General features: G+C 59.1%; 21 protein-coding genes. 2 read left to right on the top strand and 19 right to left on the bottom strand.

Annotated elements, in window-relative coordinates:
• Nucleotides 1–15: 15 nt before the first annotated feature.
• From G6L97_RS22390 to G6L97_RS22360, 7 genes are all read right to left on the bottom strand, one after another.
• Nucleotides 16–1,044, bottom strand: a complete 1,029-nt coding sequence (locus G6L97_RS22390) for a trans-3-hydroxy-L-proline dehydratase (RefSeq protein ID WP_035200407.1) — start codon at nucleotides 1,042–1,044, stop codon at nucleotides 16–18.
• A gap of 10 nt (nucleotides 1,045–1,054) precedes the next feature.
• Nucleotides 1,055–2,764: a cis-3-hydroxy-L-proline dehydratase gene (lhpI, locus tag G6L97_RS22385; RefSeq protein WP_035200406.1), complete on the bottom strand. Its 1,710-nt coding sequence runs from the start codon at nucleotides 2,762–2,764 to the stop codon at nucleotides 1,055–1,057.
• A gap of 110 nt (nucleotides 2,765–2,874) precedes the next feature.
• The gene (locus tag G6L97_RS22380; protein ID WP_174003818.1) at nucleotides 2,875–4,116 is read right to left on the bottom strand and encodes an NAD(P)/FAD-dependent oxidoreductase; all 1,242 of its coding nucleotides are present in this window, start codon (nucleotides 4,114–4,116) and stop codon (nucleotides 2,875–2,877) included.
• Nucleotides 4,116–4,838 carry an amino acid ABC transporter ATP-binding protein gene (locus G6L97_RS22375; RefSeq protein WP_004431309.1) on the bottom strand — a complete coding sequence of 241 codons (723 nt, stop codon included), beginning with the start codon at nucleotides 4,836–4,838 and terminating at the stop codon, nucleotides 4,116–4,118. Before G6L97_RS22375 ends, G6L97_RS22380 begins: the two co-directional genes overlap by 1 nt.
• Nucleotides 4,831–5,484 carry an amino acid ABC transporter permease gene (locus G6L97_RS22370; protein WP_004431304.1) on the bottom strand — a complete coding sequence of 218 codons (654 nt, stop codon included), beginning with the start codon at nucleotides 5,482–5,484 and terminating at the stop codon, nucleotides 4,831–4,833. The genes G6L97_RS22375 and G6L97_RS22370 overlap by 8 nt, the downstream gene beginning before the upstream one ends.
• A gap of 12 nt (nucleotides 5,485–5,496) precedes the next feature.
• Nucleotides 5,497–6,162, bottom strand: coding sequence for an amino acid ABC transporter permease (locus G6L97_RS22365; RefSeq protein ID WP_111809841.1), 666 nt, complete (start codon nucleotides 6,160–6,162; stop codon nucleotides 5,497–5,499).
• A 71-nt stretch (nucleotides 6,163–6,233) separates the two neighbouring features.
• Nucleotides 6,234–7,040, bottom strand: coding sequence for an ABC transporter substrate-binding protein (locus G6L97_RS22360; RefSeq protein WP_013761084.1), 807 nt, complete (start codon nucleotides 7,038–7,040; stop codon nucleotides 6,234–6,236).
• Between the two features lie 326 nt (nucleotides 7,041–7,366).
• Between G6L97_RS22360 and G6L97_RS22355 the strand changes: the two genes are divergently transcribed.
• Nucleotides 7,367–8,404 (top strand): Ldh family oxidoreductase, encoded by a 1,038-nt coding sequence (locus G6L97_RS22355; protein ID WP_174003816.1) that lies wholly within the window; start codon nucleotides 7,367–7,369, stop codon nucleotides 8,402–8,404.
• A 111-nt stretch (nucleotides 8,405–8,515) separates the two neighbouring features.
• Here G6L97_RS22355 and G6L97_RS22350 read toward each other — a convergent pair whose 3' ends face one another.
• The 3 genes from G6L97_RS22350 to ftsZ form a co-directional block, all read right to left on the bottom strand.
• Nucleotides 8,516–9,481 (bottom strand): dihydrodipicolinate synthase family protein, encoded by a 966-nt coding sequence (locus tag G6L97_RS22350; RefSeq protein WP_174003814.1) that lies wholly within the window; start codon nucleotides 9,479–9,481, stop codon nucleotides 8,516–8,518.
• 108 nt (nucleotides 9,482–9,589) lie between these two features.
• Nucleotides 9,590–10,288 carry a GntR family transcriptional regulator gene (locus tag G6L97_RS22345; RefSeq protein ID WP_004431295.1) on the bottom strand — a complete coding sequence of 233 codons (699 nt, stop codon included), beginning with the start codon at nucleotides 10,286–10,288 and terminating at the stop codon, nucleotides 9,590–9,592.
• A gap of 202 nt (nucleotides 10,289–10,490) precedes the next feature.
• Nucleotides 10,491–11,453, bottom strand: coding sequence for a cell division protein FtsZ (gene ftsZ / locus G6L97_RS22340; RefSeq protein WP_019566702.1), 963 nt, complete (start codon nucleotides 11,451–11,453; stop codon nucleotides 10,491–10,493).
• A 378-nt stretch (nucleotides 11,454–11,831) separates the two neighbouring features.
• Between ftsZ and G6L97_RS22335 the strand changes: the two genes are divergently transcribed.
• Nucleotides 11,832–12,275 (top strand): response regulator, encoded by a 444-nt coding sequence (locus G6L97_RS22335; protein WP_004431292.1) that lies wholly within the window; start codon nucleotides 11,832–11,834, stop codon nucleotides 12,273–12,275.
• A 442-nt stretch (nucleotides 12,276–12,717) separates the two neighbouring features.
• Here G6L97_RS22335 and G6L97_RS22330 read toward each other — a convergent pair whose 3' ends face one another.
• From G6L97_RS22330 to G6L97_RS22290, 9 genes are all read right to left on the bottom strand, one after another.
• Nucleotides 12,718–12,864, bottom strand: a complete 147-nt coding sequence (locus tag G6L97_RS22330; RefSeq protein ID WP_004431290.1) for a DUF1127 domain-containing protein — start codon at nucleotides 12,862–12,864, stop codon at nucleotides 12,718–12,720.
• A gap of 214 nt (nucleotides 12,865–13,078) precedes the next feature.
• Nucleotides 13,079–13,681, bottom strand: coding sequence for a hypothetical protein (locus G6L97_RS22325; RefSeq protein ID WP_004431289.1), 603 nt, complete (start codon nucleotides 13,679–13,681; stop codon nucleotides 13,079–13,081).
• 135 nt (nucleotides 13,682–13,816) lie between these two features.
• Nucleotides 13,817–14,935 carry an ABC transporter permease gene (locus tag G6L97_RS22320; RefSeq protein ID WP_065705613.1) on the bottom strand — a complete coding sequence of 373 codons (1,119 nt, stop codon included), beginning with the start codon at nucleotides 14,933–14,935 and terminating at the stop codon, nucleotides 13,817–13,819.
• Nucleotides 14,932–17,706, bottom strand: a complete 2,775-nt coding sequence (rbbA, locus tag G6L97_RS22315) for a ribosome-associated ATPase/putative transporter RbbA (protein WP_076845614.1) — start codon at nucleotides 17,704–17,706, stop codon at nucleotides 14,932–14,934. The genes G6L97_RS22320 and rbbA overlap by 4 nt, the downstream gene beginning before the upstream one ends.
• An 11-nt stretch (nucleotides 17,707–17,717) precedes the next feature.
• Nucleotides 17,718–18,782 carry an HlyD family secretion protein gene (locus G6L97_RS22310; RefSeq protein WP_174003812.1) on the bottom strand — a complete coding sequence of 355 codons (1,065 nt, stop codon included), beginning with the start codon at nucleotides 18,780–18,782 and terminating at the stop codon, nucleotides 17,718–17,720.
• Between the two features lie 361 nt (nucleotides 18,783–19,143).
• On the bottom strand, nucleotides 19,144–20,517 hold the full coding sequence (gene melA / locus G6L97_RS22305; protein ID WP_035200672.1) for an alpha-glucosidase/alpha-galactosidase: 1,374 nt from the start codon (nucleotides 20,515–20,517) through the stop codon (nucleotides 19,144–19,146).
• 21 nt (nucleotides 20,518–20,538) lie between these two features.
• Nucleotides 20,539–22,203 (bottom strand): ABC transporter ATP-binding protein, encoded by a 1,665-nt coding sequence (locus tag G6L97_RS22300; protein ID WP_035200401.1) that lies wholly within the window; start codon nucleotides 22,201–22,203, stop codon nucleotides 20,539–20,541.
• Nucleotides 22,204–22,215: 12 nt separating this feature from the next.
• Nucleotides 22,216–23,352: an ABC transporter permease gene (locus G6L97_RS22295; RefSeq protein WP_013761093.1), complete on the bottom strand. Its 1,137-nt coding sequence runs from the start codon at nucleotides 23,350–23,352 to the stop codon at nucleotides 22,216–22,218.
• A 1-nt stretch (nucleotide 23,353) separates the two neighbouring features.
• Entirely contained in the window at nucleotides 23,354–24,361 is a 1,008-nt protein-coding gene (locus G6L97_RS22290; RefSeq protein WP_004431273.1) for an ABC transporter permease, read from the bottom strand.
• Nucleotides 24,362–24,435: the final 74 nt, after the last annotated feature.

Here is a 24,435-nt window from a genome sequence, read left to right as displayed (position 1 = left end):
TACGGTGTATCGTCCTTATCGAGCGCCCCAAGTGTCCGTCAGACGATATCCTTCCGGCCATGGATCGGAAGGATCGAGCATGTGCTGGTGAATGCCGGTGATCCAGCCGCGGCCGGAAATTTCCGGCAGGATGGCCGGGCGGTCGCCCACCGTTGTCGTTCCCAGAATGCGACCGGTAAAGGTGGAGCCGATGAGCGACACGGCCGTCAGCGTCTGGCCTTCTTTCATCTCACCGCGTGCATGCAGCACCGCCATGCGGGCCGAAAGCGCCGTACCGGTCGGTGAGCGATCCACCTTGCCAGGCTGGATGGCGACGGCGGCACCTGCCCGCAGGCCCTCAACCGTGCGCTCCACCTTGCCCGCAAACAGGCAGAAGGAAAAATGACGCCAATCGGGGTTTTCGGGATGCTCGAAACCCAGAGCCTTGTTGGCGGCATTGGTGATGCGCACGCCGAGACGGGCAATCTCGTGCGCTTCATTCGGCTTCAGGCTGAAGCCCATCGCCTCGGCGTCGACGATGACGAAACTGTCGCCGCCATAGGCCGTATCCACCTTCAACGTACCGAGACCCTCGACCTCGAGTTCTACATCGAGCTTCGCGGCAAAGCTCGGCAGGTTCTGCACGAAAATGCGTTCGGCCTTGCCATTGCGGCATTCGGCACGCACCTTCACAAGCCCGCCCGGCGCTTCAAGCAGCATATGGGTTTCCGGCTCCTGCATTGGCACGATACCGCCATCCAGAAGCACGGTGGAAACGCAGATGGAGTTGGAGCCCGACATGGGCGGGGTATCTTCCGGCTCCATGATAATGAAGGCGGCATCCGCGTCAGGATGTTTTGGCGGCACCAGAAGATTGACGTGGCGGAACACGCCACCGCGCGGCTCGTTGAGCACGAAATTGCGCAGGGTCTCATCGCGGGCGATGAAACGGCTCTGTTCCCAGATCGTCTCGCCGGGCGGCGGCCTGACGCCGCCTACGATCACATCACCCACCTCGCCTTCCGCATGGGCGGAGATGACGTGAACTGTCTTGATACTGCGCATTTAGTGCTCCTCAGGAAAGCCAGGATGGAAGGCGGGAAATAGCACGGCCGGTCAGTGCGCTTTCAACACAGTCGGCAAGGCTGCCGAAACGCACCGCGCGGCCGCTGAGGCCAGGACCGTAGTGGGCGTACTTGCCCGAATTGGTCATCAGCGCGCGCGTCCTGGTCGGAAAGACCGGTTCGGAAATCGAGCACCAGCACAGATCAGGCAGTACCTGGACGCCACTGTCATGCAGGCTTTGCAGGGTGCCGTCCCGTTCTGCTGCGTCGATGACCTGCTGTCCGGCAGTGACGATGACGGCAACATTTGCATGACGCCTGCGTCCGTTGAAGGCGGACGCCAGCGCGCGGCATTCCTCCAGCGAGGCATGCGGGCTGCCGATGGCAACCAGTTGCACATCCTCTGGTCCTTCATTCAGAAGCGACCAGCCTGCGGCCATATCAGCAAGCGAAACTGTGACGGTTTCCGCCGTTTCGACCGGCTCCAGTCTCGCTTCCGGGGTGACGCCACCGATATGCAGCATGGGAGCCGCAGACGTGGTGCCGAAAGCGGCGCAGAGCGCCTTCAGATCATCCCGCGAAGGCTTTGCTGCACCAAGACCGCGCAGAAGCGGAATGCAATCGGGGGCTGCCTTGCCAGCGAGATAACCGATGAGCGGCCAGAAGGCGTCATTGATATCCTCAGGCAAAGCGACATCGACAATGCGTTGCGGTCGGCGGTTTTCCTCAAGATAGACGCCGGACAATGGCGCCCTGCCCGTCAAGGCAATGCAGAGATCGAGAAAATCCGGATGTTTAGCCGTGCGTGCGCCGAGAACCGTATTTGCGAAAATCACGGCATTCGATTCGGCCCAGGCGATCATGTCGCCGGCCTGCGGCGCGCTGTCGAGCAGATATGGCGAACAGGTGAAGGTGGGGCGACAACCCATGCGTACATAGGCATCCGCCAGCCTTGCGGCGGGATCGCCGAAATCCTCCGGCACGCCCTGCGCGCGCCAATGCGCCTTGTCCACCGAGATGGCGTTCATAGTCGTCGGCACGCGCACGCTTGCGCCCATCTCCGCCATCTTCTCCGCAAAGGTGAGATTGGCGGGGCTGGCATAAATGCAGCCGTCAATATGACCCTGCGTGACATCGACGAGCGCTGATGCCCCCTGCTGGGCGGCCATGGCGACAATGATGCGCATTGCCTGCTGCACGGCGATGCCATCGCGGCCCTCGAGCATTGCCCTGTCGTCATTCTTGAGATCGAGATGCGTCGTCGCAGGCGGCGCGATCGCGAGGGAAACGTCATCAGCCTCAATGGTATTTTCATCGATACGCACATGAGAGGCTTGAGAGAACCGCGCGAAATTCTCCGCGTCCAGGCGCAGAACCGGCAAAGGCTTGCCGAACATTTCCGCAGCGATCAGCGCGCCGAGCGTCAGCACGTCTTCGGCCTCGCAGAAGACAAGCGCTGAGGGTGCGCGGCCAGTCAGGATGAGATCGAGCAAAACGCCAGAACCGGTGCAGGAGCCACGGCTTGACGGCATGAACAGCACACCGCCGGTGAGACAGACGCCGTGCAGCGGGTGGTGCACGTCAATCACCTTGCCTGTGGCGGGATCGACACCGCCCCAGAAACTCAGCGCCTCTGTCGTGGCGATCACCACGCCTTCAGCCGCGCCCGGCAGGATGCTGCGCGCCTGAGGAACGGCTGTTGTCGAACCGGAAGAAGACATCGAAAATCTCCCCAAAAGCATTTCCAGTAAAAGTGCGTAGCGGTTTTACGTCTGGAAAATGCGTAAAAAAACTAGAGAATTTTTGCGTTTCGGAGAAAAGCCAAAATCCTCTAGAAACGTTGTGGCGAAAATGCCCTTGTATCGATGGCGGGTTTTTGCCCCGTCAGTAGATCGGCGACGATGCGGGCCGTGCCGGCCGATTGCGTCAGCCCCAGATGGCCGTGGCCGAAGGCATAGACCACCCGCGCCGTGTGGCGCGCCGCACCAATCGCGGGCAGGCTGTCGGGCAGCGACGGGCGAAAACCCATCCATTGTTTGCCGCCTTCGGTTTTCAGGCCTGGCAGAAAACTTGCCGCCTTGGCGAGAAGCGCCTCGGAGCGGGCGAAATTGGCCGGAAGCTCGAGCCCGCCCAGCTCCACTGCACCGCCGACGCGAATGCCGGTCGAAAGCCGCGTCACGACGAAACCATGGCCACCGAAGGTCACCTGCGTGCGCAGATCGAAGGCGCCTGAAGGCAGGGTAGTATTATAGCCCCGTTCCGTTTCGAGCGGAATTTTTTCCCCAAGCGAACGGGCAATGCGATGCGAAAATGCGCCCGCCGCCAATACCACCTTGCCGGCCTTGCGGGTGCGCCCGTCATGGCTCACCACTTCCACACCGTCTTCCAGCGGCCTGAGCGCTGCGATGTCGAGACGTTCGATACGACCGCCGATGCTGCGGAAATGCTCGGCTAGAGCCAGCGTATAGAGCTTTGGGTCGGCGATGGAATGCCAGCCGGGCGTGAAGGTGCCGCAGGTGAAACGCGGTGCGATGCCCGGCTGTATCTCGGCCATCTGCTCGGCATTCAGGTGCCGGAACTCGATGCCATGACGCTCGCGCGCCTTCCAGCCGGCAAGCGAGCCTTCGAATTCGGCTTCGCTTTCATAGACCTGGAGATTGCCCTCCTTGCGCAGCATGGCAATCGTGTCGGTTCTCCTGAGAAACGGCTCAAGTTCAGATTTCGACAGGTCCATCAGCGCCGTCTGGGCAGTGGTGGAATGTTCAACCTTCGAGGCGGCACAGGCGCGCCAGAACCGGAACATCCATGGTGCAATTTTCAGCGCATAGGCAGGCGGTACGCTGAGAGGCCCGAGCGGGTCGAGAAGCCACTTCGGCGCTTTCCAGAGAATGCCGGGGGATGCGAGCGGCAGGATATCGGTGAAGGCGAAGGCACCGGCGTTACCGGCGGAAGCGCCGGCCGCCGGGCCTTCGCGATCGATAACCGTGACCGAAAGGCCGCGTCCCTGCGCGGCAATAGCTGCCGAGAGGCCGACAACGCCGGCCCCTATGACGATGACATTGTTTGCAGGCATTACCGCACGCTCGACAGGAATTTCTGCGTCTCGGGGTGCTGCGGCGCGCCGAAAAGCTGATCCGGCGTGCCGATTTCCGCCATCACGCCCTGATGGAAAAAGGCGACACGGTTCGACACATCGCGGGCGAAGGCCATTTCATGGGTGACGCAGATCATCGTCATGCCCTCGTCGGCCAGCATTTTCAGCGTATCGAGCACTTCGCCCACCAGCATCGGATCGAGCGCTGAGGTGACTTCGTCGAACAGCATATATTCCGGCGACATGGCAAGAGCGCGGGCAATAGCCATACGCTGCTGCTGACCGCCAGACATGCGGTTCGGATAGACCTTCAGCTTTTCGGCAAGACCGACATGGGTCAGTTGCTTGACCGCGATTTCCTCGGCCTGCTCTTTCGAAATGCCAAGCACCTTGCGCGGCGCCAGCATGACGTTTTCAAGCACCGTCAGATGCGGAAAGGCATTCCATTGCTGGAAGACGATGCCGACCTTGCGACGCAGCTTGTTGAGGTCGGTCGATTTGGCATGAACCTCGGTGCCGTCGATGACGATCTTGCCGCTATCGATCGGCTCCAGGCCGTTGATGCAGGTCAGCAGCGTCGACTTGCCGGAGCCGGAACCACCGATGATAGTGACGACCTCGCCGTTGTTGACCGTCAGGTTGATCCCTTTCAGAACCTCCAGCGGGCCGAAGGATTTGCGGACGTTTTCGATCTCAATCATTGGGGGACCACCGTCTTTCGAGATACCCGCCGAAACGGGCGATGGGGAAGCTGATAAGGAAATAGATGGCGCCGCAGATCATGAGAATGGTCAGCGGTTCCTGCAGGCGGGTGACGAGGATCTGCGAGGCACGCAGAAGCTCGATAAGTCCGAGCCACAGCACGAGCGCCGAATCCTTCATGACGCCAAGTGTCAGGCCGATCCAGGCGGGCAACGACACGCGAGTTGCAAGCGGCAGCACGATGTAGCGCATGTCCTGCGACCAGGTCATGCCGAGCGAACGGCAGGCACGGCGCGTGTTCGACGGCACCGCTTCGATGCCGCCACGCACGATCTCGGTGCAGTAGGCCGCCGTATAAAGCGACAGAACCACGCATGAGGTGGTAAATGGCGGCCAGCCGAGCTTGGCGATCGACTGGAAGGCATTGCCAAGCACCAGCTGGATGAGGAGCGGCACGGAGCGGAAAACATCCAGCACGAAGGTCAGCGGCAGCGACCAATAGGCCCCGAGCTGGAAGCGGATGACACCGAAGATGATACCCATGAGGGTGCCAGCCGTCACGGCAACGGCGGTGACGGCAAGCGTCATCCCCGCGCCCTTGGCAAGGAAGGCAAGATCACTCCAGGTGAGAGCGGTTTCAAACATGGCGCACCTCTCTCAGTAACGAAACAGACGAGCGGCCAGCAATCTGGCGGCAAGCGTGACGATCTTGGCGATCACGTAATAGATGACCGCGGCAAGCGCGAAGAATTCGAAGGTGCGGAACGAACGGGCGTTCAAGGCCTGCGTGACACCGGCAAGATCCGTATTCATGCCGACGGTGACACCGAGCGAGGTCATCAGGATTGCCCAGACCATCTGGTTGGTGGCAGGCAGGAAGGCGACGCGCAGCATCTGCGGCATGATGATGAGGCGGAAGGTCTGCATCGACGTCATGCCGAGCGAACGGCCGGAGCGCGTTTGCGTATCCGGTATCGCCTTCAGCGCTCCACGGAAGTTCTCCGCAAGATAGCCCGCATTGTTGAAGGCGATGCCGGCCAGAAGTGCCGTATAGGGGCTGAGATGAATGCCGAAATTGCCAAGGCCGAAATGGGCCATGTAAATCTGGAACAGCGCCGGCGTGTTGCGGGCGATTTCCACCCAGACGGCGGCAATGGCACCCAATATCCGGTTACCGGAAAGCCGGAACAGGGTTAGCACGATGGCGCAGGAAAGACCGATCACCATCGACAGGACCGCGATCTGCAGCGTCACCAGCGCACCGTCCAGCAACTGCGGCAAAGCCTTCAGCGCCTGATTCCAGTGGAATGTATAATTGAACATAACCGTCTCACCTTTTCAGAAACGATCAACGGCGCGATCGATCCGACCGCGCCGTTTGGGAAAAGTTCCGATCAGCGATAGACGCCGTTGACGGTGAGCGAAGGAACTTCGCCGCCAACCCATTTTCCGTAAAGTTCGGCGTAACGGCCGGTGCGAACCTGCTGGTTGATGAACAGGTTCAGGTAATTGATGAAGCCATATTCATCGCGGTTGGTGAAGAGAGCGACATAATCGATGTCATAAGGTGCCTTGCCGACCACCGAGATACCGGCAAATTTGCCGGTCTTGACGTTGGCCTGTGCAACGGTCGAGGTCGAAACGGTGGCGTCGATCTGGCCCTGGCTGAGCGCGAGGAACACATCGGCCTGCGTCTGGTAAGGACGGAACTCGCCTACGCCCCATTCCTTGACGGTCTTTTCGAGCGCAATGGCTTCAAACGTACCGGCAGTCGCGCCGACGGTCTTGCCCTTCATGTCCTCAAAGGACTTGACGCCGGACTTGTCGTTGGCGGTGACTGCCATCTCGAAGGCGAAGTAAGGCACGGTCATGCCAACCGTCTTGGCGCGCTCAAGCGTATCGGACGTGGAGGCAACGCCAACATCGACGCGGCCGGACATCAGCGCCGGAATACGTTCCGGGAAAGGTGTCTCGACGATTTCAGCCGTGACGCCGAGCGCCTTGGCGAGATCGTTGCAATAATCGACATCGAAGCCGATCGGGTTGTTGGCGTCATCACGCGCGCCCATGGGCGGGAAGTCGAGCACGACCGCACAGCGCAGCGTACCGGACGAAATGATGTCGTCAAGCTTGTCGGCCTTGGCCGGAGTAATAGCGAAAGTGGCGGCCAGCAGGCCGGCGACGATGACCGATTTTTTCATTGTTGATTTGCTCCCAGAATTGCTCTGCCATTGAAGGCGAGGTCACTATTTCCCCATGGAGGCGATAAATCAACATAAAAATACAATGAGTATACAAAAAGAATTTTTGCAGCAGCGAACAGTGCTACGGCAGCGAGCTTGCAATTCGGGACCGAAGAGCACGTGAAAATGACGCCCTGGTTGGGCAGTTCCGCCCTACTCTCATCCCGGCGCTTGTGGCAGGAATGGGCACCGGACGCAGAATGCCGAAAAGACAAGTTGCAATAGAATGACCGTTGTATACTTTATGTATTCAAAATGTGCGAGCCCAATATCGGAGGATTATGATGAGCGACAACACCACATTGACCATCGACGGGCTTTTTCAGCGGGTCGAAGCTATTTTCCGCAAGGCGGGGCTCAATGCCGTGCAGGCGGGAGCGCTTGCGCGGGTTATTGTTGCCGGTGAGCGCGACGCCTGCAAATCGCACGGCATCTACCGCATCGAAGGCGCCCTGCGCACCGTTAAGGCAGGCAAGGTTAAGCCCGATGCGATGCCGGAGGTGGCCGCAGACGACGGCACAGCGATCGTGAAAGTCAGCGCCAATGGCGGTTTTGCCAACCCCGCTTTCGAGCTTGGCCTGCCTGTTCTGGTGGAGCGGGCGAAACGCACCGGCATCGCCGCGCTCGTCATCAATGACTGTACGCATTTCTCGGCGCTCTGGCCGGAAGTCGAGGGGCTGACAGCGAACGGTCTAGCGGGTCTGGTCATGTGCCCAAGCTATTCCACCGTCGCCCCCACTGGCGGAACCAAGCCGCTGCTCGGCACCAACCCCTTCGCCTTCGGTTGGCCCCGTAAGAACACTTCACCCTATGTCTTTGATTTCGCGACATCTGTTGCGGCGCGCGGCGAGATAGAACTGCACCATCGCGCGGGCAAATCTTTGCCTGAAGGCTGGGCCGTGGATGCCGACGGAAACCCGACGACCGACCCGGAGGCTGCGCTTGCCGGCGCCATGCTTCCGTTCGGCGGCCACAAGGGTTCGGCCATCGGCACCATGATCGAGCTTCTCGCGGGTATCATGATCGGTGACCTGACCAGCCCTGAAGTACTGGAGTATCTCGGCACCACAACGCTTGCGCCCTTCCATGGCGAGCTGATCGTCGCCTTTTCCCCGGAAGCCTTCGCCAAGGGCCGCCCGGGCGATCCTTTCCAGCGGGCGGAAATCCTGTTCGACGCCATTATCGGCCAGGGTGCCCGCCTGCCCTCCGGCCGCCGCTTCACTGCACGCGCCAAATCGGAAAGCGAAGGCATTACCTTGACCGCCGCCGAAATCGCCGGTCTCGACCGGCTGCTGGAACGGGGGATGGACGCCGTCTCCTGACATCAGTCCTTCGTCATGCCGAACCCAATCAGGCATGACGAAGGATAGCTATCGAACCTTATAAAACAAAAAAGGCCCGCAAATGCGGGCCTTTTTCACTGCAGAAAGTAATCAGGCAGCCTTGCAGGCCTGAACCGCACCCGGAAGCTTGCTCCAGTCGGCGTACCAGCTGTTGAACAGCTTGAACTGCGCCTCGACATAACCGCGCTGGCTGTCGCTGAGGGCATCGGTCTCGTTGAAGTGCAGCGTATATTCCTTGTCGCCCTTCAGCACCATCATGTGCTTGAAGTAGAGAACCAGATCCGGGCCTTCATCGAAGGAGGAGAGGACGGCGAGCGCCTGCTCCAGTTCCAGCGCGCGGGCGCGGGCGTCCGCATCGCCCTTGGCGGCGGCCTGCGACAGCTTGCAGAGATGGATGACTTCCTTCGGCAGGACATTGCCGATGCCCGTGATCGCGCCGGTTGCACCGCAATTGACGAAGCCGTGGACAACGGCAGTATCGACGCCGATCATCAGGGTGACTTCATCATCGCGGCTCGTGATGTTTTCAGCAGCGTAACGCATATCCGCCGGACCACCGAATTCCTTGAAGCCCACGAGGTTCTTGTGTTCCGCACGCAGCGCGAAGAAGAGATCGGCGCGGGTGGCGAAACCGTAATAGGGGCTGTTGTAGATGACAGCGGGCGTTTCGGGAGCGGCCGCAAGGATGGCCTTGAAATGCGCCTTCTGGGCAGCGATGACCGAGCCGCGCGAAAGAACACGCGGAATGACCATCAGGCCCTTTGCGCCAACCTTCTGGGCATGGGCGGCGTGCGCAACGGCAGATGCGGTGTTGACCGCGCCGGTGCCGACGATGACCGGAATGCCTTCTTTTACCAGACGTTCCACGCCTTCCATGCGCTGCTCATCGGAAAGAAGTGGCCAGTCGCCCATGGAACCGCAATACACGACGGCAGACATGCCATCGGCGATCAGCTCTTTGCCCTTGCGGACAAGCGCGTCGAAATCGGGAGTGCGATCATCTTTGCAGGGGGTCATCAAGGCGGGAATCACGCCGGAAAAAATGCTGGCCGTCATTACTAGCTCCTAAGGGACAGTTTTTCGGGAATGGACGCACCTCCGCGCCACCCTTTCAACAAGGACATTACAATCTTGTATTTTATTTGTCGACAAGAAATCGACAAGCTACAGATTTATTTCCAGCCGCTCATTGCGCACCAGTAGTTTCTGCACCTGCTGCACGATCTGTTCGGCATGCTCGCGGGCCAGTTTCTCGGACAGAACGGTGTCGCGCGCGGCGATCGCCGCGATGATCGCATCGTGATCGTCGACGAAACGTTTCGGCAGGCGATCATCATAGGACTGGTAATACAGCCGCAAGATGCGCCGTCCCTCATCCAGCAGACGCTTGAACAGACTGGTGAAATAGGGGTTGCGCCCGGCTTCGGCGATGGAAAGGTGCAGGGCGGCATTGGTGGAAATCATCGCCAGCGCGTCCTGCTCTTCCACCGCAATGGCAAATTCCGCATTATGGGCGCGGATGCCGGCCAGATCTTCCGGACGGTGATATTGGGCAGCAAGCTGGGTCGTCACCCGGTACATCAGCACCAGCGCATCGAAATAGGTATGCATATTGAGGAAATCGATGTTCGACACCATGGTCGAACGGTTCGGCAGCGTATCGATCAGCCCCTCGCCCGAGAGCCGCACCAGGGCTTCGCGAATGGGCGTGCGCGACATCTTGAACCGCTCGGCAAGCTGCACCTCATCGATTGGACTACCCGGTGGCAGAACCAGATCGAGAATCTCGTCGCGCAGCAGATCGTAGACCATCTTCACGCCGGAGCCACGCTTACGCTCGGCAGAAGCAATTATATCCGTCATAACCAAATCCCTCTTGTCGACATAAAGAGTACTATTATATTTTTTCCATATCAACGCCGCGTTGCAGCACCTGCCCCTCGAATGGCGGAATAATTGTTCAAAAACAACAAAAAGCCGTCACGAAAATTACCCGCGACGGCTTCAATAATTCAATTTGTGACATCGCTGCTTTTTTACAAAGCACCGCTTCGAGGTAGGGACCTCAGTTACGCAGGCCGGTGGCCACGACGGAAATCTTAAAAGCGCCGTCCAGCGTCGGATCGAAGGACGCGCCCATCACCACATCAGTCTCTTCGCTGACTGCCTCGCGCACAAGCGTCATCGCCTCGTCGATCTCGTAAAGCGTCAGGTCGTTGCCGCCGGAAATCGACACAAGCGCGCCGCGGGCCTCCTTCAGCGACGGTTCACCGAGCAGCGGGTTGGCGATGGCGGCTGCTGCCGCTTCCGAAGCGCGTTTTGGACCCTTGGCCTGCGCCGTGCCCATAAGCGCGCGTCCGCCATTCTTCATGACGTAACGCACATCGGCGAAGTCGAGATTGACCAGGCCTTCGCGCAGGATGAGATCGGTAATGCAGCGCACGCCGAGGGACAGGACCTTGTCCGCCGTCTTCAGGGCACTTTCAAAGGTCGTGCCGGCATCCGCAATACGCAGCAGGTTCTGGTTGGGAATGACGATGACGGTATCGGCGGTATTAAGCAGATTGGCGAAACCATATTCGGCAGCACGCATGCGGCGCGCGCCCTCGAAGCTGAACGGCAGGGTGACGACACCGACGGTCAAGATATTCTTCGCACGGCACGCTTCCGCGATGACGGGCGCAGCACCGGTGCCGGTACCGCCGCCCATACCGGCGGTGATGAAGCACATGTCGTAACCGTTGAGGTGATCCATGATCTCGTCAAGCGAATCGATTGCCGCCTGCCGGCCAACCTCCGGATCAGCCCCGGCACCCAGCCCGCCTGTAAGTTCGGAGCTGAGTTGCACGAGCCTTGGCGCGTTGGTTTTCTTCAGCGCCTGCGCATCCGTGTTGGCGGCGATGAAATCAACGCCGCCGATGCCCTCGTCGATCATGTTGTTGATCGCGTTTCCGCCGCCGCCACCGACGCCGATAACAGCGATATTGGGCGTATTGCGGGCGATTGGAGCGCGCGGAGACTGGGTCATCGTCTTATTCTCTTTCTAAACTCATAGGGTCTCGCGCCGTTTTTTAACCGCGGCACGCGAATGATCGGCAACGTTCCTGCATTTCCTTCCTGGCGCGTGAAGGACGCTGTAACGCTTTGAATTTGCATGCAAGCCTTTGCCCCGCTTGCGGCTAAAGGCTTGTGCTCCAGGGGCGAAAGATGCGCTACGGCGACTGTCTCCGACCCCTTCCCCGGATGAAAACCAAACCGAATCAACTGCTTCGCTATCTAGAGGTGATAGCCGAAAAGCCGGTCCGTTTACACTGTATTCACCATGTTTATCTCACTTTGGAACGAGTTGCTTCGGCAGGTGTTTGCCTTCCGACCGCGCTAAAGCGCATGGAATGGAGGCAGTCATATGTCCGCATACATCCTGCAAAACGAACCGGGTTTCCGCACGGAACAACCGCGTGTGCTGATCGTGGAGGACGAATTTCTCATCGCCATGGATATCGAAGATTCCATTATGCAGGCGGAAGAGGAAGCTGACGTCATCGGCATCGCCAACCGGCTGGATCAGGCCGTGGCACTCGGCAGCCGCGCAGATATTGCCTTTGTCGACGTCAATCTCGCCGACGGCCAGACCGGCCCGGAGATCGGGAGGCGGCTTTCGCAGGATCACGGCGTCGTGGTGATCTTCATGACGGCAAATCCGGAAGTGGTGGTCAATCTCGGTATCGGCGCAGGCGTTATCGTAAAACCTGTGCCGCAGGACGCCGTGGAACAGTGCCTTTCCTACGCACTTGCCAAGCGCGCGGGCACCCGTGCCGTTACGCCCATCGGCATGATGGCTTTCGACTGAACCATTCTCGTGGAGATAAAAAGCGGGTTGCCTGAAAACGGCGCCCGGCGCTGAAAACAAAAAAGCCTGCCGCGGGAGGAGGTGCGGCAGGCTTCTTGAAAGATTGAACAGCGATATGGGAGGAGGAAACCGCTGTCCCCGGGGCAATCCTTGGGAGGAGGAGTAGGATCACCCGCATTACCGAAAGAATGTGGGAGGAGGTACATCCGTTTCGATGATTTGAAGATATCATTTTTTTCTGCATTTCACAGACACAAGCTTGCACCTCAGACATGCATCAAACGCATGGCGATTTTTCCAACCCGAAACATCAATGCAACAGGCTGATTTTCGCCTTTGCACGGCATGCCCCGTGGGAGACACAAGCGTCGACGGTTCGCCAAAAACAAAAACGCCCGCGAAGCGGGCGTTTAGTCATTCAAAAGCGGCAATAGCTGCCTGATTACTTGCCGACGGCGGCGCGGGCGACGCTGTTGATCTGGCTACGGTCGATACCGAGATCGTGCAGTTCGCGGCTGCTCATGCGGCCCAGTTCGTTGACGGTCTGACGATACTTGCGCCAGTTATTAAAGCTGCGTGCTACGTTCATGACATTACCCTTTCAAGGTGTTGGCGACGTCAGTAACGTTTCGTTCCGGCGTCCTTTGATGTCCCTTATATGCGCCTTGTCGGGACCAAAGAACAGACAGAATAAGGCAGGCCACCCATGCGCTGAGTGCAAGGGTCATCCTCCGAGGGGCGCGGAAAAACAGAAGTATGGCGTAAATTCAGTCATATCGGGGGCCACTACCGACACCACGTCGTCAGAACTTGTAGCGAACGCCAAACACATTGGCATTCGTCGCGCCCTTCATATTGCCCAGCGTCTTGCCGCCGCCGGAACGGTGGTGAAGCCGCCAGAAGAACTCCGTCGAGGATTCTTCGCTGAAGGAAACGTTGATTTCCGGGCCGAGGTAAAACAGGACATTGGCGTTGCCGTTGTCCTTGATTTCTTCTTGCCTCTCCCGCCCCGGCTGCGCATCCGAGACGAGGCTCAGACCCGCCGTGAAACTCGGCGAAACGAACAACCGTTCCCCGAGCCTGATCTTGTCATAACGCGCGACAGGCCCTGCCCAGACTTCACCGGTGAACCCCTTGCCAAACCTGACGGCAACGCCGATTTCACCGCCCAGCTTCACATTGCCGATGCGATAGGGATAGAACTGATAACCGCCACCCAGAATGGCATTCTTTTCGTATTCCACGGGAACGAGGGCAGCGCTTTTCAACATGTCTTCTTTCGTTAAAACACCACCGAAACCAAATATCGCTTCACTCGTCTGCGAAGCCATATCCTCCGATGCGAGGGATGGTGTCGTGGCCAGTGCGATCATGGCCGTGAGTGACAGACGTCCTGCGATATTCATTTGCTACTCCTCAACAAAGCCCTCTTTTACCCAACCGTCCTCATAGGCATATTCCCGGAGGGCGAACATACCGTTACCGAACACAATTAATTCAACTCGTTCGCAAATGCTGGAAAACGGGCTAATGTCCGCCGGTCAGCGCAGGAACCGCCGGAAGCGGCGAAGCGCAAAAATGAAGAGTGCAGAGCCTATCGCAAGCAGCGCCAGCAATTGCGGCCAGACCACATCCAGCCCCGCCCCCCTGAAAAGCACCGATTGCGCCAGAATTACGAAATGAGTGTTGGGTGCGAGCAGCATGAGGTACTGGATGATATCCGGCATGCTTTCGCGCGGCGTCATGGCGCCGGACAGCACCTGCAGCGGCAGCAGGAACAAGATCAGCAACATGCCGAATTGCGGCATGGAACCCGCCACTGTTGCCAGGAAAATACCCATCGAGGTCATCGCAAAGAGCTGCAACGCCGTTCCAAGTAGGAAAAGGGAGAGCGAGCCTTCGATGGGAATAGCGAGCAGCCCCTTGACGACAACGAAAAGGGAAAATGCCGAGGCCACCAACACGACAAGGCCCATGGACCAGACCTTGCTGAGCATGATTTCCAGCGGCGTGACCGGCATGACCAGCAGATGCTCGACCGTTCCATGTTCACGCTCGCGAATGAGCGCCGCGCCCGTCAGCACGATCGACAGCATGGTGATGGCGGTGATGATATTGTTGATCGAGCCGAACCAGGATTTGTCCAGTTCAGGGTTGAAACGAGAACGCAGCGTCAGATCGACTGGCACCGTCGTCGCGCCGCGATAGCGGTTGACATATTCCTCAACTTCGCTCGTCACGATGTTCTGCACGTAACCGCCGCCGCTGAAGGCCTGGCTCATGCGAGTGGCATCGATATTGAGCTGGATGGCAGGGTACTGCCCGGCCATTAGCTGACGCTGGAAATCCGGCGGAATGTTGAGCGCAAAGGTGTCGAGCCCTGCATCCATGCGCTTGTCCATTTCAGCAATGGAAATCTGCTTCGGCGGCGCGAAATAGGGCGGATAAAACGCCGTGCTGATGCGACCGGAAAGCGGCGACTGATCCTCATCAACAATGGCGATGGCGGCGTTGTTTAGGGTTTCGGGCAACGCGCTGGAACCGGTGTAGATTTGCAGCGTGAAAGCGTAAACGATCAGCAGCAACAACATGCCATCACGCGCAAGCCCGCGCAGTTCCTTGATGCCGAGCTGGAAGATGTTGGATGAAAACAAACTCATGACGCCTGTTTCCTCAAAAGAGTAGCACCAGCGATGAGCAGCAGCGGAATGGCGATGAGAAGCGGCAGAAAGGAACCCGAAAGACCGTCGAAATCCAGCCCCTTGGAGAAGGTGCCGCGTGAGATCGTCATGAAATAGGTGGCGGGATAGATATTGCCGATAAAGGCCCCCGCCCCCTGCAGCGACGAAACGGGATCGATCATGCCCGAGTATTGTGTGGCCGGAATGAGCGTCAACAGGGCCGTGCCGAAGATCGCCGCGATCTGGCTCTTCATGAAGGAAGACATGACGAGCCCGATGGATGTGGCGATGATGACGAAGAGTAAAGCGCCCGTCGCGTAAGCGAGATAACTCCCGGTAAACGGCACCCGGAAGATGAAGATCGCAAATGCCGTCAAGAGCAGGAAATTGAGCATGCCGAGCGCCACATAAGGAAGCTGTTTGCCGATCAGGAACTCCAGCCGCGTGGTCGGCGTCACGTAAAGATTGACGATCGAGCCAAGTTCTTTTTCCCGAACGACGCTGAGCGCCGCCAGCATGGCGGGAATGAGCATCAGCAGCAGCGGAATGACCGCCGGCACCATGGCGACGAGGCTCTTGACATCGGGGTTGTAACGATAGCGCGTTTCGATGCTGAAGCTGCTTTGCGTCGCTGCATTGCCATAGATTTCGCTCGCCTTGCGCGCCAACCATGTCTGGTGCATGCCCTGCACGTAACCGCGCACGGTTTCTGCCCGTTGCGGCATGGCGCCATCGATCCAAGCGCCGACCTCCACCGTCTTGCCGCGCAGCACATCGCGGCCGAAACCGGGTGGAATTTCAATGGAAAGGCTGAGTTCCCCGTCACGCATGCGCCGGTCCATATCCGCATAGTCGCGGATCGGCATTTTCTCGATGAAGTAACGGGAACCGGCTATATCGAGCACATAATCGCGGCTGATGGTGGAATCGTCGCGGTCCAGTACCGCGAAGGTCAGGTCCTCAACATCGAGATTGATGCCGTATCCGATCACGAACATCAGGATGACGCTGCCAAGAACCGCTAAAGTGCCGCGAATGGGATCGCGTTGCAGTTCCAGCGCCTCGCGGCGCGTATAGCTGAACATGCGCCTGACATCGAAAAACCGTTTGCGGGCTGGTGCAACATGCTGCGTCGGGACCACCTCCGTTGCCGGAGCGGGCGCTATTGAAGGTTCCGCCTTTTTGACACCCGAGGCATCCTCGAGATAGGCGACGAAAGCCTCTTCCAGCGTTGCGGCATTACGGCTTTTGGTGATCGCGTCAGGCGTATCGCTTATCAACACCTTGCCGGCATGCATCAGCGAAATCCGATCGCAACGCTCCGCCTCATTCATGAAATGGGTGGAGATGAAGATGGTGACATTATCGTTGCGGGAGAGATCGGCTAGGATTTGCCAGAACCCGTCCCGCGCCACGGGATCGACGCCTGAGGTCGGCTCATCGAGGATGAGAATGTCAGGAGAATGGATCATCGCCACCGCAAGCGACAGTCTTTGCCGGATGCCGAGCGGTAGGTCGTCCGGCAGCGTGTCCATGACCGTGCCGAGATCAAAGCGCTCTGCCATCTCGGCGATGCGCGGCTGAATGGTCGCTTCCGGCAGCTTGAACAGCCGCGCGTGAAGATCGAGGTTCTGTCGCACCGTGAGTTCGGAATAGAGCGAAAAGGCCTGGCTCATGTAGCCGACGCGGTGGCGGATCGCCATGTCGCTGGCATCCACCTCGTGGCCGAATAGCTTCGCCTCGCCTTCACTGGCGGCCAGAAGACCGGTCAGCATCTTCATGGTGGTGGATTTCCCGCAGCCGTTCGAGCCGAGAAAACCGAAAATCTCGCCACACGGAATTTTGAAGCTGACATTGTCGACGGCGGTAAAATCACCGAAACGCATGCTCAGATGCGAGGCCTCAATGGCATAATCGCCCTCGCCGGTCACCGTGCGCGGCGCGATATTCACCTCGTGGTAACCCTTACGCTTTTCTTCCGGAAGAAGCGCGATGAAGGCTGCATCGAGATTGGCGGCGGAGGTGCGGTAGAGCAACTCGGTGGGCGAGCCGGTGGCAAGAATTTTGCCGCCATCCATGGCGACCAGCCAGTCGAAACCGGCGGCCTCTTCCATATAGGCCGTAGCGACAATCACGCTCATACCCGGACGACCGGCGCGGATGGAATCGATCAGCTCCCAGAATTGCCGGCGCGACAGCGGATCGACACCCGTCGTCGGCTCATCGAGAATGAGCAGGTCAGGATCGTGGATCAGCGCACAGCAGAGCCCGAGCTTCTGCTTCATGCCGCCGGAAAGCTTCATTGCCGGCCGGTCGGCAAAAGGTTCAAGGCCGGTGCTCTTCAGCAACTCGGCAATGCGTGCCTTTCTCTCCCTGCCGTCCTGCCCGAACAGCCTGCCAAAAAAGTCGATATTTTCGAAGACCGAGAGGGTTGGATAGAGGTTCTTGCCGAGGCCCTGCGGCATATAGGCGATGCGCGGGCAAGTATCCTCGCGGTGGCGCGGATCGGACATATCGCCGCCGAGGACCTCCACCTTGCCTTTCTGTATGGCCCGGGCGCCGGAAACCAGAGAGAGGAGGCTGGACTTGCCGACACCGTCAGGCCCGATAAGGCCGATCATCCGTCCGGCGGGAATTTCGACCGATATATCGGCAAGCGCAACCGTGCTGCCAAACGCCAGCCGTACATCCGTCAACCGCGCGACTGGCGCGCCGGGATTTTTAGTATTCGTCGCGGAGGGTGTGACCATCGCGGCCACTCTCACTTCACAAGATTGCGTTCGAGATTCTCCGGCCAGACGGCCTGCGGATCAAGCCGGACATAGGCCATGCCGGGAAGACCGGTTTTGACATACTGAATATATTTCTGCAGCAGCTCCTGCGGAATTTGCGCCCGCACCCGGAAGGTAAGCTTCTGGCGCTCCTCCTCGGTTTCCACCGTCTTTGGCGTGAATTGCGCCACATCGGCGACGAAGGAAACCTTGGCGGGAATGGTATATTGCGGCGCTGCGTCCAGTATCAGGCGCACATCCGAGCCCATGGATGTACGGCCAGCCTCAGCCGTGGGCAGGAAGAACGTCATGTAGACGTCACCGAGATCGACGAGGTTGAGAACCCGCCCGCCGGCGGAAAGCACCTCGCCGGGCTGGGCGATGCGATATTGCACACGGCCGTCGCGGGGTGATTTCAGCGTCGCATCGGCTATGTCTGTCTCGATGCTCTCAATATCGGCCTGCGCGGCATCGACAGCCGCTTCCGCATCGACGATCTGTGCCTTGGCGGCGTTGATTGCCGCATCAGAGGCGGCAAGCGAGGCCTGCGCCGAGGCAAGAGTGGCGCGGGCGGACTGTTCTGCCGCCTCACTGTCATCGACGATCTGCTGCGACACGGCATTGCCGGTCAACAGCTGTCTTGAGCGCGCATAGGTCTTGGACGCCGAATCAAGCTGGGCCTTGCGCTGTTCCACCACCGCAAGCGCCGAGGTCTTTTCCGCCTCCCGCTGGGCAACGAGGCTATGGGCGGTATCGATTGCGATCTTTGCGCGACGAAGCTGCGCTTCCGCCTGACGCTTTTTGGCCTCCAGCTGGGCAGTATCCATCTGGGCAAGCACCTGCCCTGCCTTCACGAAATCGCCTTCGCGCGCCATGATGTCCTGAAGACGGCCGGCGGTTTTGGTGGAAATATCGATCTCGACCGCCTCGATCCGGCCGTTACTGGAAACGAAACCGGAGGGCAGACCCTCTGCCGTCAACTTCGACCAGGCGAAATAGGCAGCAACGGCAATAACCCCAACCGCCAGACCAATGAGCAAGCCATTTTTAGACATCCGTCTTCCCCATGAACCCTTCGAGTTTCAACCGTAATACGATAAAACCGAAGAAGCCAGCCACCTTTACGTTCATAAATCCCACCTGATATTTCCCATATTGGAGCGAGAAGACAGGTTGCTAGGGACTGTTTAGGTGAGGGAGCGCTTCGAGGCTTTGACACACGTCAAGTGGATGAAGGACTAAAACCCACTTCGTCATGCTCGGCCCTGTCCCGAGCATCTGCTAGCTATCATTTTCTGCTAGGTGGTTGGTTCCTCGGGACGAGCCCGAGGATGACGTTAAATCTATAGCGGAATGACAACCGGCGAACGCCACGCAAGGTGCGCCAGCCTGCCGTCAACGCAGCCGTTGCGTTCCTTACACCGCCCGCGCCCGCTTCATCTCCACCTGCGTCCATTCCGGCAACCAGTCCCGGTGCGCGACAAGAAGATCGTCCACCAGCGACCAGATCTGGTCGAGATCGAGTTCCGCTGCCGTATGCGGGTCCATCATCGCCGCGTGGAAGATATGCTCACGGTTTTCGCTCATCAGCGCCCGCACCGTCAGCTCCTGCACGTTGATGTTTGTGCGCATCAGCGCGGTCAGCTGCGGGGGCAATTCCCCGATGAAGGTTGGTTGCACGCCGTTATGATCGACAAGGCAGGGCACTTCCGCCGCGCAATCTGATGGCAGCGAGGTGATGCAGCCATTGTTGCGCTGGTTGCCGTAGATGACAGACGGTTCGCCGGTCCAGACCGAGTTGATGATGGAGGAGGCATATTCCTTGGATTGCTTGACCTCGATCTTTTCGGCTGAGCGATAGGCCGCCGCCTGCCCCTTCCAGCGCTCGATCTGCTCGATGCAGCGCTTGGGATATTCATCGAGCGGAATACCGAATTTCTCGATCAGGTCCTCGCGCCCCTCCTTGATGAAATAGGGTGTGTATTCGGCGAAATGCTCGGAACTTTCGGTAACGAAGTAGCCGAGACGCGTCAGCATCTCGTACCGCACCTTGTTGGGGCAGCGCGGGTTCCAGCCGGGCTTCGGCGCACGGCCTTCGCGATAGCCTCGTACGAGATCGGGATAGAGGTTCTTGTAGCTGCCATCAGGCTGGCGGTGCTCGAATTCCAGGAAAAACGCCATGTGGTTGATGCCGGCCGAACGATAGCGGATTTCCTCGTAGGGAATATCGAGGTCATGGGCGAGTTCCATGGCCGTGCCCTGCACCGAATGGCAAAGGCCGACCTGCCGGATTGTCGGGTATTTCTCCGCAATCGCCCAGGTGTTGATCGCCATCGGGTTGACATATTGCAGCATGATCGCATTGGGGCAGACGGCGAGCATATCCTCGCAAATCTTCCACAGATGCGGCACGGTGCGCAGGCCCCGCATGATGCCGCCGACACCAAGCGTATCGGCAATGGTCTGGCGCAGGCCATATTTACGCGGCACCTCGAAATCGGTGACTGTGCAGGGCTCGTATCCGCCGATCTGGAAGGCGACGACGACGAAATCGGCACCGGCGAGCGCCTTTTTCTGGTCTGTAAAAGTCTCGGCTTTCGCCTTTGCCCCGAGCGTCGAAATCAGCTTGTTGACGACGATGGCGCTTTCTTCCAGCCTTTCGCGGTTGATGTCCATCAGCGCGATCGTTGCGCCGGAAAGGGCCGGACGTTGCAGCACGTCGCCGATGATGTTCTTCATGAACACCGTGGAACCTGCGCCGATAAATGTGATCTTGGGATCTCGTGCCATATTTGCCTCCGGCATCTTGAACTATGCGATTTCAAAGGCGGCCCGGACGAGCCGCTGGGTGTATTCGGTTTTCGGGCGGTTCAGCACCTCCTCGACGGGGCCTTCCTCCACGATCCTGCCGCGCTGCATGACGATGACGCGGTGGCAGAGAGCCCGAACGACCTTCAGGTCGTGCGAGATGAACAGGTAGCTCAAGCCCCGCTCGTCCTGCAGCTTGCGCAGCAGGTCTATGATCTGCGCCTGAACGGAAAGGTCGAGCGCCGAGGTCGGCTCATCGAGCAGGATGAATTCCGGCTCCAGCGCGACTGCACGCGCGATGGCGATGCGCTGGCGCTGGCCGCCTGAGAACTCGTGCGGGAAACGCGAGAGGATGTTGCCGGGCATGCCTGCCGCTTCCAGCGCGTCGCGCACCCGCTCCAGCCTTTCGGCCTTGGTTTTACCAAGCCCGTTGATAACCAGCCCTTCCTCGATGATCTGGCCGATGGTCATGCGTGGATTGAGCGAGGCGAAAGGGTCCTGAAAGACGACCTGCATGCGAGAGCGCAGAGGCCGCATTTGAGACCGGGAGCGGCCGTCGACCCTCTCGCCATCGAAAATCACCTCTCCGGCCACCGGCTCGTTCAGCCGCAACAGGGATTGGCCAAAGGTCGTTTTGCCAGACCCGGATTCGCCGACAATTCCCAGCGTTTCATGGCGCTTGAGGGTAAGACCAAGATCGTCGACGGCAACAAGTTCCTTCAATTCCGGCTTGAACAGGCCACCGTAGCGCATCATGAACGACACCCGCACGCCATTCGCCGTCAGCAGCACACCGGAATTTTCCGGCAATGGTTTGGCGGTGCCATGCGGCTCGGAAGCAAGCAGCTTTCGGGTATAGGGGTGGTTCGGCGCTGCAAACAGCCGCTCAGTGGTGTTGTGCTCACGCATCTCGCCATGCTGCATGACGTAGACGTAATCGGAAAACTGCTTCACGATCGTCAGGTCATGGGTGATGAGCACCACGGCCATGCCGCGCTTCTTCTGCAGATCGCGTATGAGGTTGAGGATCTGCGCCTGTACTGTCACATCCAGTGCTGTGGTGGGTTCGTCGGCGATCAGCACATCCGGATCGTTGGAGAGCGCCATGGCGATCATGACACGCTGCCGTTGACCGCCTGAAAGCTGGTGCGGATATTGCTTCAGCCGCGCCTCGGGTTCCGGAATCTGCACCTGCCGCAAAAGATCGAGCGCCCTCGCTTCGGCCTGCTTCCTGCTCAGCTTCGAGTGGACGCGGATCGCCTCGACGATCTGACTGCCGATCGTATAGATCGGGTTCAGCGAACTCATCGGCTCCTGAAAGATCATCGAGATACGGTTGCCGCGCAACGCCCGCCGCTGGCGGCTTGAAAATTTCAGGATGTCGTCGCCGTTGAAGCGCACGGTCGCGGTTTTCGAAACCGAGGCCCGCTTCGTCAAAAGCCCCATGATGGTGCGGGCGGTCACCGATTTTCCCGAACCGGATTCGCCAACGATGGCGATCGTCTCCCCCCGGTAAAGCTGGAAGGAAATGTCCTTCACTGCCTCCACCGTGCCGTGCTCAACCTTGAAAGTCACGGCAATATTGCGTGCATCGATGATGGCCTGGTCGTTTCGATTATCAGCATCGAAGCGGATGGCAGGGGCGTAGGTGTTCTGTGCAGCAACCATGTTACGCTCCTCTCAATAGGGATCGACAGCATCGCGAAGGCCATCGCCCAGCGCGTTGAAGGCAAAAACGGTGACCAGCACAAAGCCGACCGGCGCAAGGATCCATGGATAGGAACCAATGACTGAATAGGTGGCCGTATCCTGAAGCATCAGCCCCCAGGAGATCAGCGGCGGCTTGACCGCGAAACCGAGAAAGCCAAGGAAGGATTCGAGCAGCACGACGCTTGGAATATGCAGCGTGACGGCAACGATTACATGGCTCATCACATTCGGCAGGATGTGCTGGAAGATAATGCGCCGGTCGGTGGCGCCGACGGCAATCGCGGCGCGGACATAATCGATACGCGCCAGCGCCAGCGTCTTGCCGCGCACCTCGCGAGACATTTGCGCCCAGCCGAGCGCTGACATGACGCCGACCACGAAGAGGAGGAAAACAGTCGTCGGGGCAGTGACCGGGATAAGCGACGTCAAGGCGAGATAGAGCGGCAATTGTGGAAAGGCCAGAACCACTTCCACGAAACGCTGCACCCAGGCATCCAGCGGCCCGCCGAAATATCCTGAGATCAACCCGACGCTGGTGCCGATGACGGTAACGATGGTGACGACACTGAGCGCGATGGCAAGCGAGATGCGCGATCCATAAATGGCCCGTGACAGCACATCGCGTCCGAACTTGTCGGTTCCGAGAAAATGCACCGGCTGCCCGTCCGTGGTGCCGAAGAAGTGCCGGTTTGCCGGGATGAGGCCGAACAGCCGATATTCCGCGCCTTTCACGAAAAAGCCGAGATAAAGCGGATTGTCGTAATCCGGGCCGACGATAGGCTGGAAGGTCACCGGATCGAGCTCGTCCGTTTCAGCGGTGGCATAGACCCGAGGGAACAGGCTGATATTGCCGTCCTTGTCGGAGAACCGCACCACCTGCGGCGGGGAGAAACTGTCATTGGTTTCAAGCGGGTTCATCGGCGCGAAGAAATCGGCGAAGACTGAGATCGTGATCAACAGCACCACCAGCACCAGCCCCACCATGCCGGTGAAAGAGCGTCTGAGGCGCCGCCACACCAGAGCGAGATAGGTCTCGTTACCCTGAACACCCCGCTCGGGCTTCGCTGCGGCAGCCGATTCATTCTTGAGTTCGTCAACGGCCACCATCTCAAGCCCTCCCGAATTCGCGCACACGCGGGTCGAGCATGGCGAGCAGCATGTCGGCGATGATGTTGCCGATGATGAGCGTGGCGGCCAGCACCATCATGAAGGTTGCGGTGACATAGACATCGCCGACCGCCATGGACCCGACGATGGCGGGACCGACGGTCGGCAGCGCAAAGATGATCGCAGTTTCGATTTCGCCGCTCAGCATGTAGGGCAGCACGACGCCCTGATACATAATGAGCGGATGCACGGCGTTCGGTACGGCGTGGCGCATGATGACCGCGCCTTCCGAAAGGCCCTTGGCGCGCGCCGTCTCCACATATTGGGCGTTCAGCGTATCCAGCAGATTGCCGCGCATCACCCGCATATTATAGGCAAGTCCACCGAAAACGGCGATGGCAACCACCGGCCAGACATGGCTGACGAGATCGACGAACTTCCCCCATGACCATGGCGCACCGCCATATTGCGGCGAAAAGAAGCTGCCGATTTCCGACACGTCGAAATGAAACACCATCAGGTAGACGAGGATCAGCGCCATCAGGAAGCGCGGAATGGTCATGCCGAGGAAGGCGACGGTCGAAAGCAGATTATCGATCCAGGAATATTGTCTGGTGGCAGCCCAGATGCCGAAACCGATGCCGAGAAGCGATGAAAGAATGTGGCAGACAAGGGCGAGTGCGATGGTGCGCGGCAGGCGTTCGCCGACCACATCGGCAACCGGCTTGTTGTAATAGAAGCTGTAGCCGAAATCGCCGCGTGTGATGATACCGCCGATCCAGTTGAAATATTGCACGACGATCGGCTTATCGAGACCGTGTTCGATGCGGTAGGCCTGCGCCTGCGCTTCCGCCTGTTCGAAGGACGCGCCGCCCTGGTTCATCAATTGCGAGCGGATGTAGTCGGCATAGTCGCCGGGTGGCGCCTGAATGATGGCGAATGTCACCACGCTCAGGATAAGCAGCACCGGAATGGCGGAGCCTATGCGTATTGTCAGGAATCTCAGCATCGAACGGGTATCCTCCGCTTGGCTAGTCCGTGTGTCTCCGGCCGCGCTTCACGCGCGACCGGTACCGGGTTTTC

This window comes from Agrobacterium tumefaciens (assembly GCF_013318015.2).
Taxonomy (GTDB): Bacteria; Pseudomonadota; Alphaproteobacteria; order Rhizobiales; family Rhizobiaceae; genus Agrobacterium; species Agrobacterium tumefaciens.
Note: the sequence above shows the minus strand (reverse complement) of the source record. Positions and strands in the feature narration are given on the sequence as shown.

Coding starts and splice junctions, on each gene's coding strand:
- G6L97_RS22375 (WP_004431309.1), bottom strand. CDS start 4,838: ATGATTGAGATCGAAAACGTCCGCAAATCCTTCGGCCCGCTGGAGGTT.
- melA (WP_035200672.1), bottom strand. CDS start 20,517: ATGGCACGAGATCCCAAGATCACATTTATCGGCGCAGGTTCCACGGTG.
- G6L97_RS22365 (WP_111809841.1), bottom strand. CDS start 6,162: ATGTTCAATTATACATTCCACTGGAATCAGGCGCTGAAGGCTTTGCCG.
- G6L97_RS22320 (WP_065705613.1), bottom strand. CDS start 14,935: ATGAGTTTGTTTTCATCCAACATCTTCCAGCTCGGCATCAAGGAACTG.
- G6L97_RS22325 (WP_004431289.1), bottom strand. CDS start 13,681: ATGAATATCGCAGGACGTCTGTCACTCACGGCCATGATCGCACTGGCC.
- G6L97_RS22380 (WP_174003818.1), bottom strand. CDS start 4,116: ATGCCTGCAAACAATGTCATCGTCATAGGGGCCGGCGTTGTCGGCCTC.
- G6L97_RS22335 (WP_004431292.1), top strand. CDS start 11,832: ATGTCCGCATACATCCTGCAAAACGAACCGGGTTTCCGCACGGAACAA.
- G6L97_RS22295 (WP_013761093.1), bottom strand. CDS start 23,352: ATGGTGGCCGTTGACGAACTCAAGAATGAATCGGCTGCCGCAGCGAAG.
- G6L97_RS22290 (WP_004431273.1), bottom strand. CDS start 24,361: ATGCTGAGATTCCTGACAATACGCATAGGCTCCGCCATTCCGGTGCTG.
- G6L97_RS22370 (WP_004431304.1), bottom strand. CDS start 5,484: ATGTTTGAAACCGCTCTCACCTGGAGTGATCTTGCCTTCCTTGCCAAG.
- G6L97_RS22350 (WP_174003814.1), bottom strand. CDS start 9,481: ATGACGGCCAGCATTTTTTCCGGCGTGATTCCCGCCTTGATGACCCCC.
- G6L97_RS22355 (WP_174003816.1), top strand. CDS start 7,367: ATGAGCGACAACACCACATTGACCATCGACGGGCTTTTTCAGCGGGTC.
- lhpI (WP_035200406.1), bottom strand. CDS start 2,764: ATGTCTTCTTCCGGTTCGACAACAGCCGTTCCTCAGGCGCGCAGCATC.
- G6L97_RS22360 (WP_013761084.1), bottom strand. CDS start 7,040: ATGAAAAAATCGGTCATCGTCGCCGGCCTGCTGGCCGCCACTTTCGCT.
- G6L97_RS22390 (WP_035200407.1), bottom strand. CDS start 1,044: ATGCGCAGTATCAAGACAGTTCACGTCATCTCCGCCCATGCGGAAGGC.
- G6L97_RS22345 (WP_004431295.1), bottom strand. CDS start 10,288: ATGACGGATATAATTGCTTCTGCCGAGCGTAAGCGTGGCTCCGGCGTG.
- ftsZ (WP_019566702.1), bottom strand. CDS start 11,453: ATGACCCAGTCTCCGCGCGCTCCAATCGCCCGCAATACGCCCAATATC.
- G6L97_RS22310 (WP_174003812.1), bottom strand. CDS start 18,782: ATGTCTAAAAATGGCTTGCTCATTGGTCTGGCGGTTGGGGTTATTGCC.
- rbbA (WP_076845614.1), bottom strand. CDS start 17,706: ATGGTCACACCCTCCGCGACGAATACTAAAAATCCCGGCGCGCCAGTC.
- G6L97_RS22330 (WP_004431290.1), bottom strand. CDS start 12,864: ATGAACGTAGCACGCAGCTTTAATAACTGGCGCAAGTATCGTCAGACC.
- G6L97_RS22300 (WP_035200401.1), bottom strand. CDS start 22,203: ATGGTTGCTGCACAGAACACCTACGCCCCTGCCATCCGCTTCGATGCT.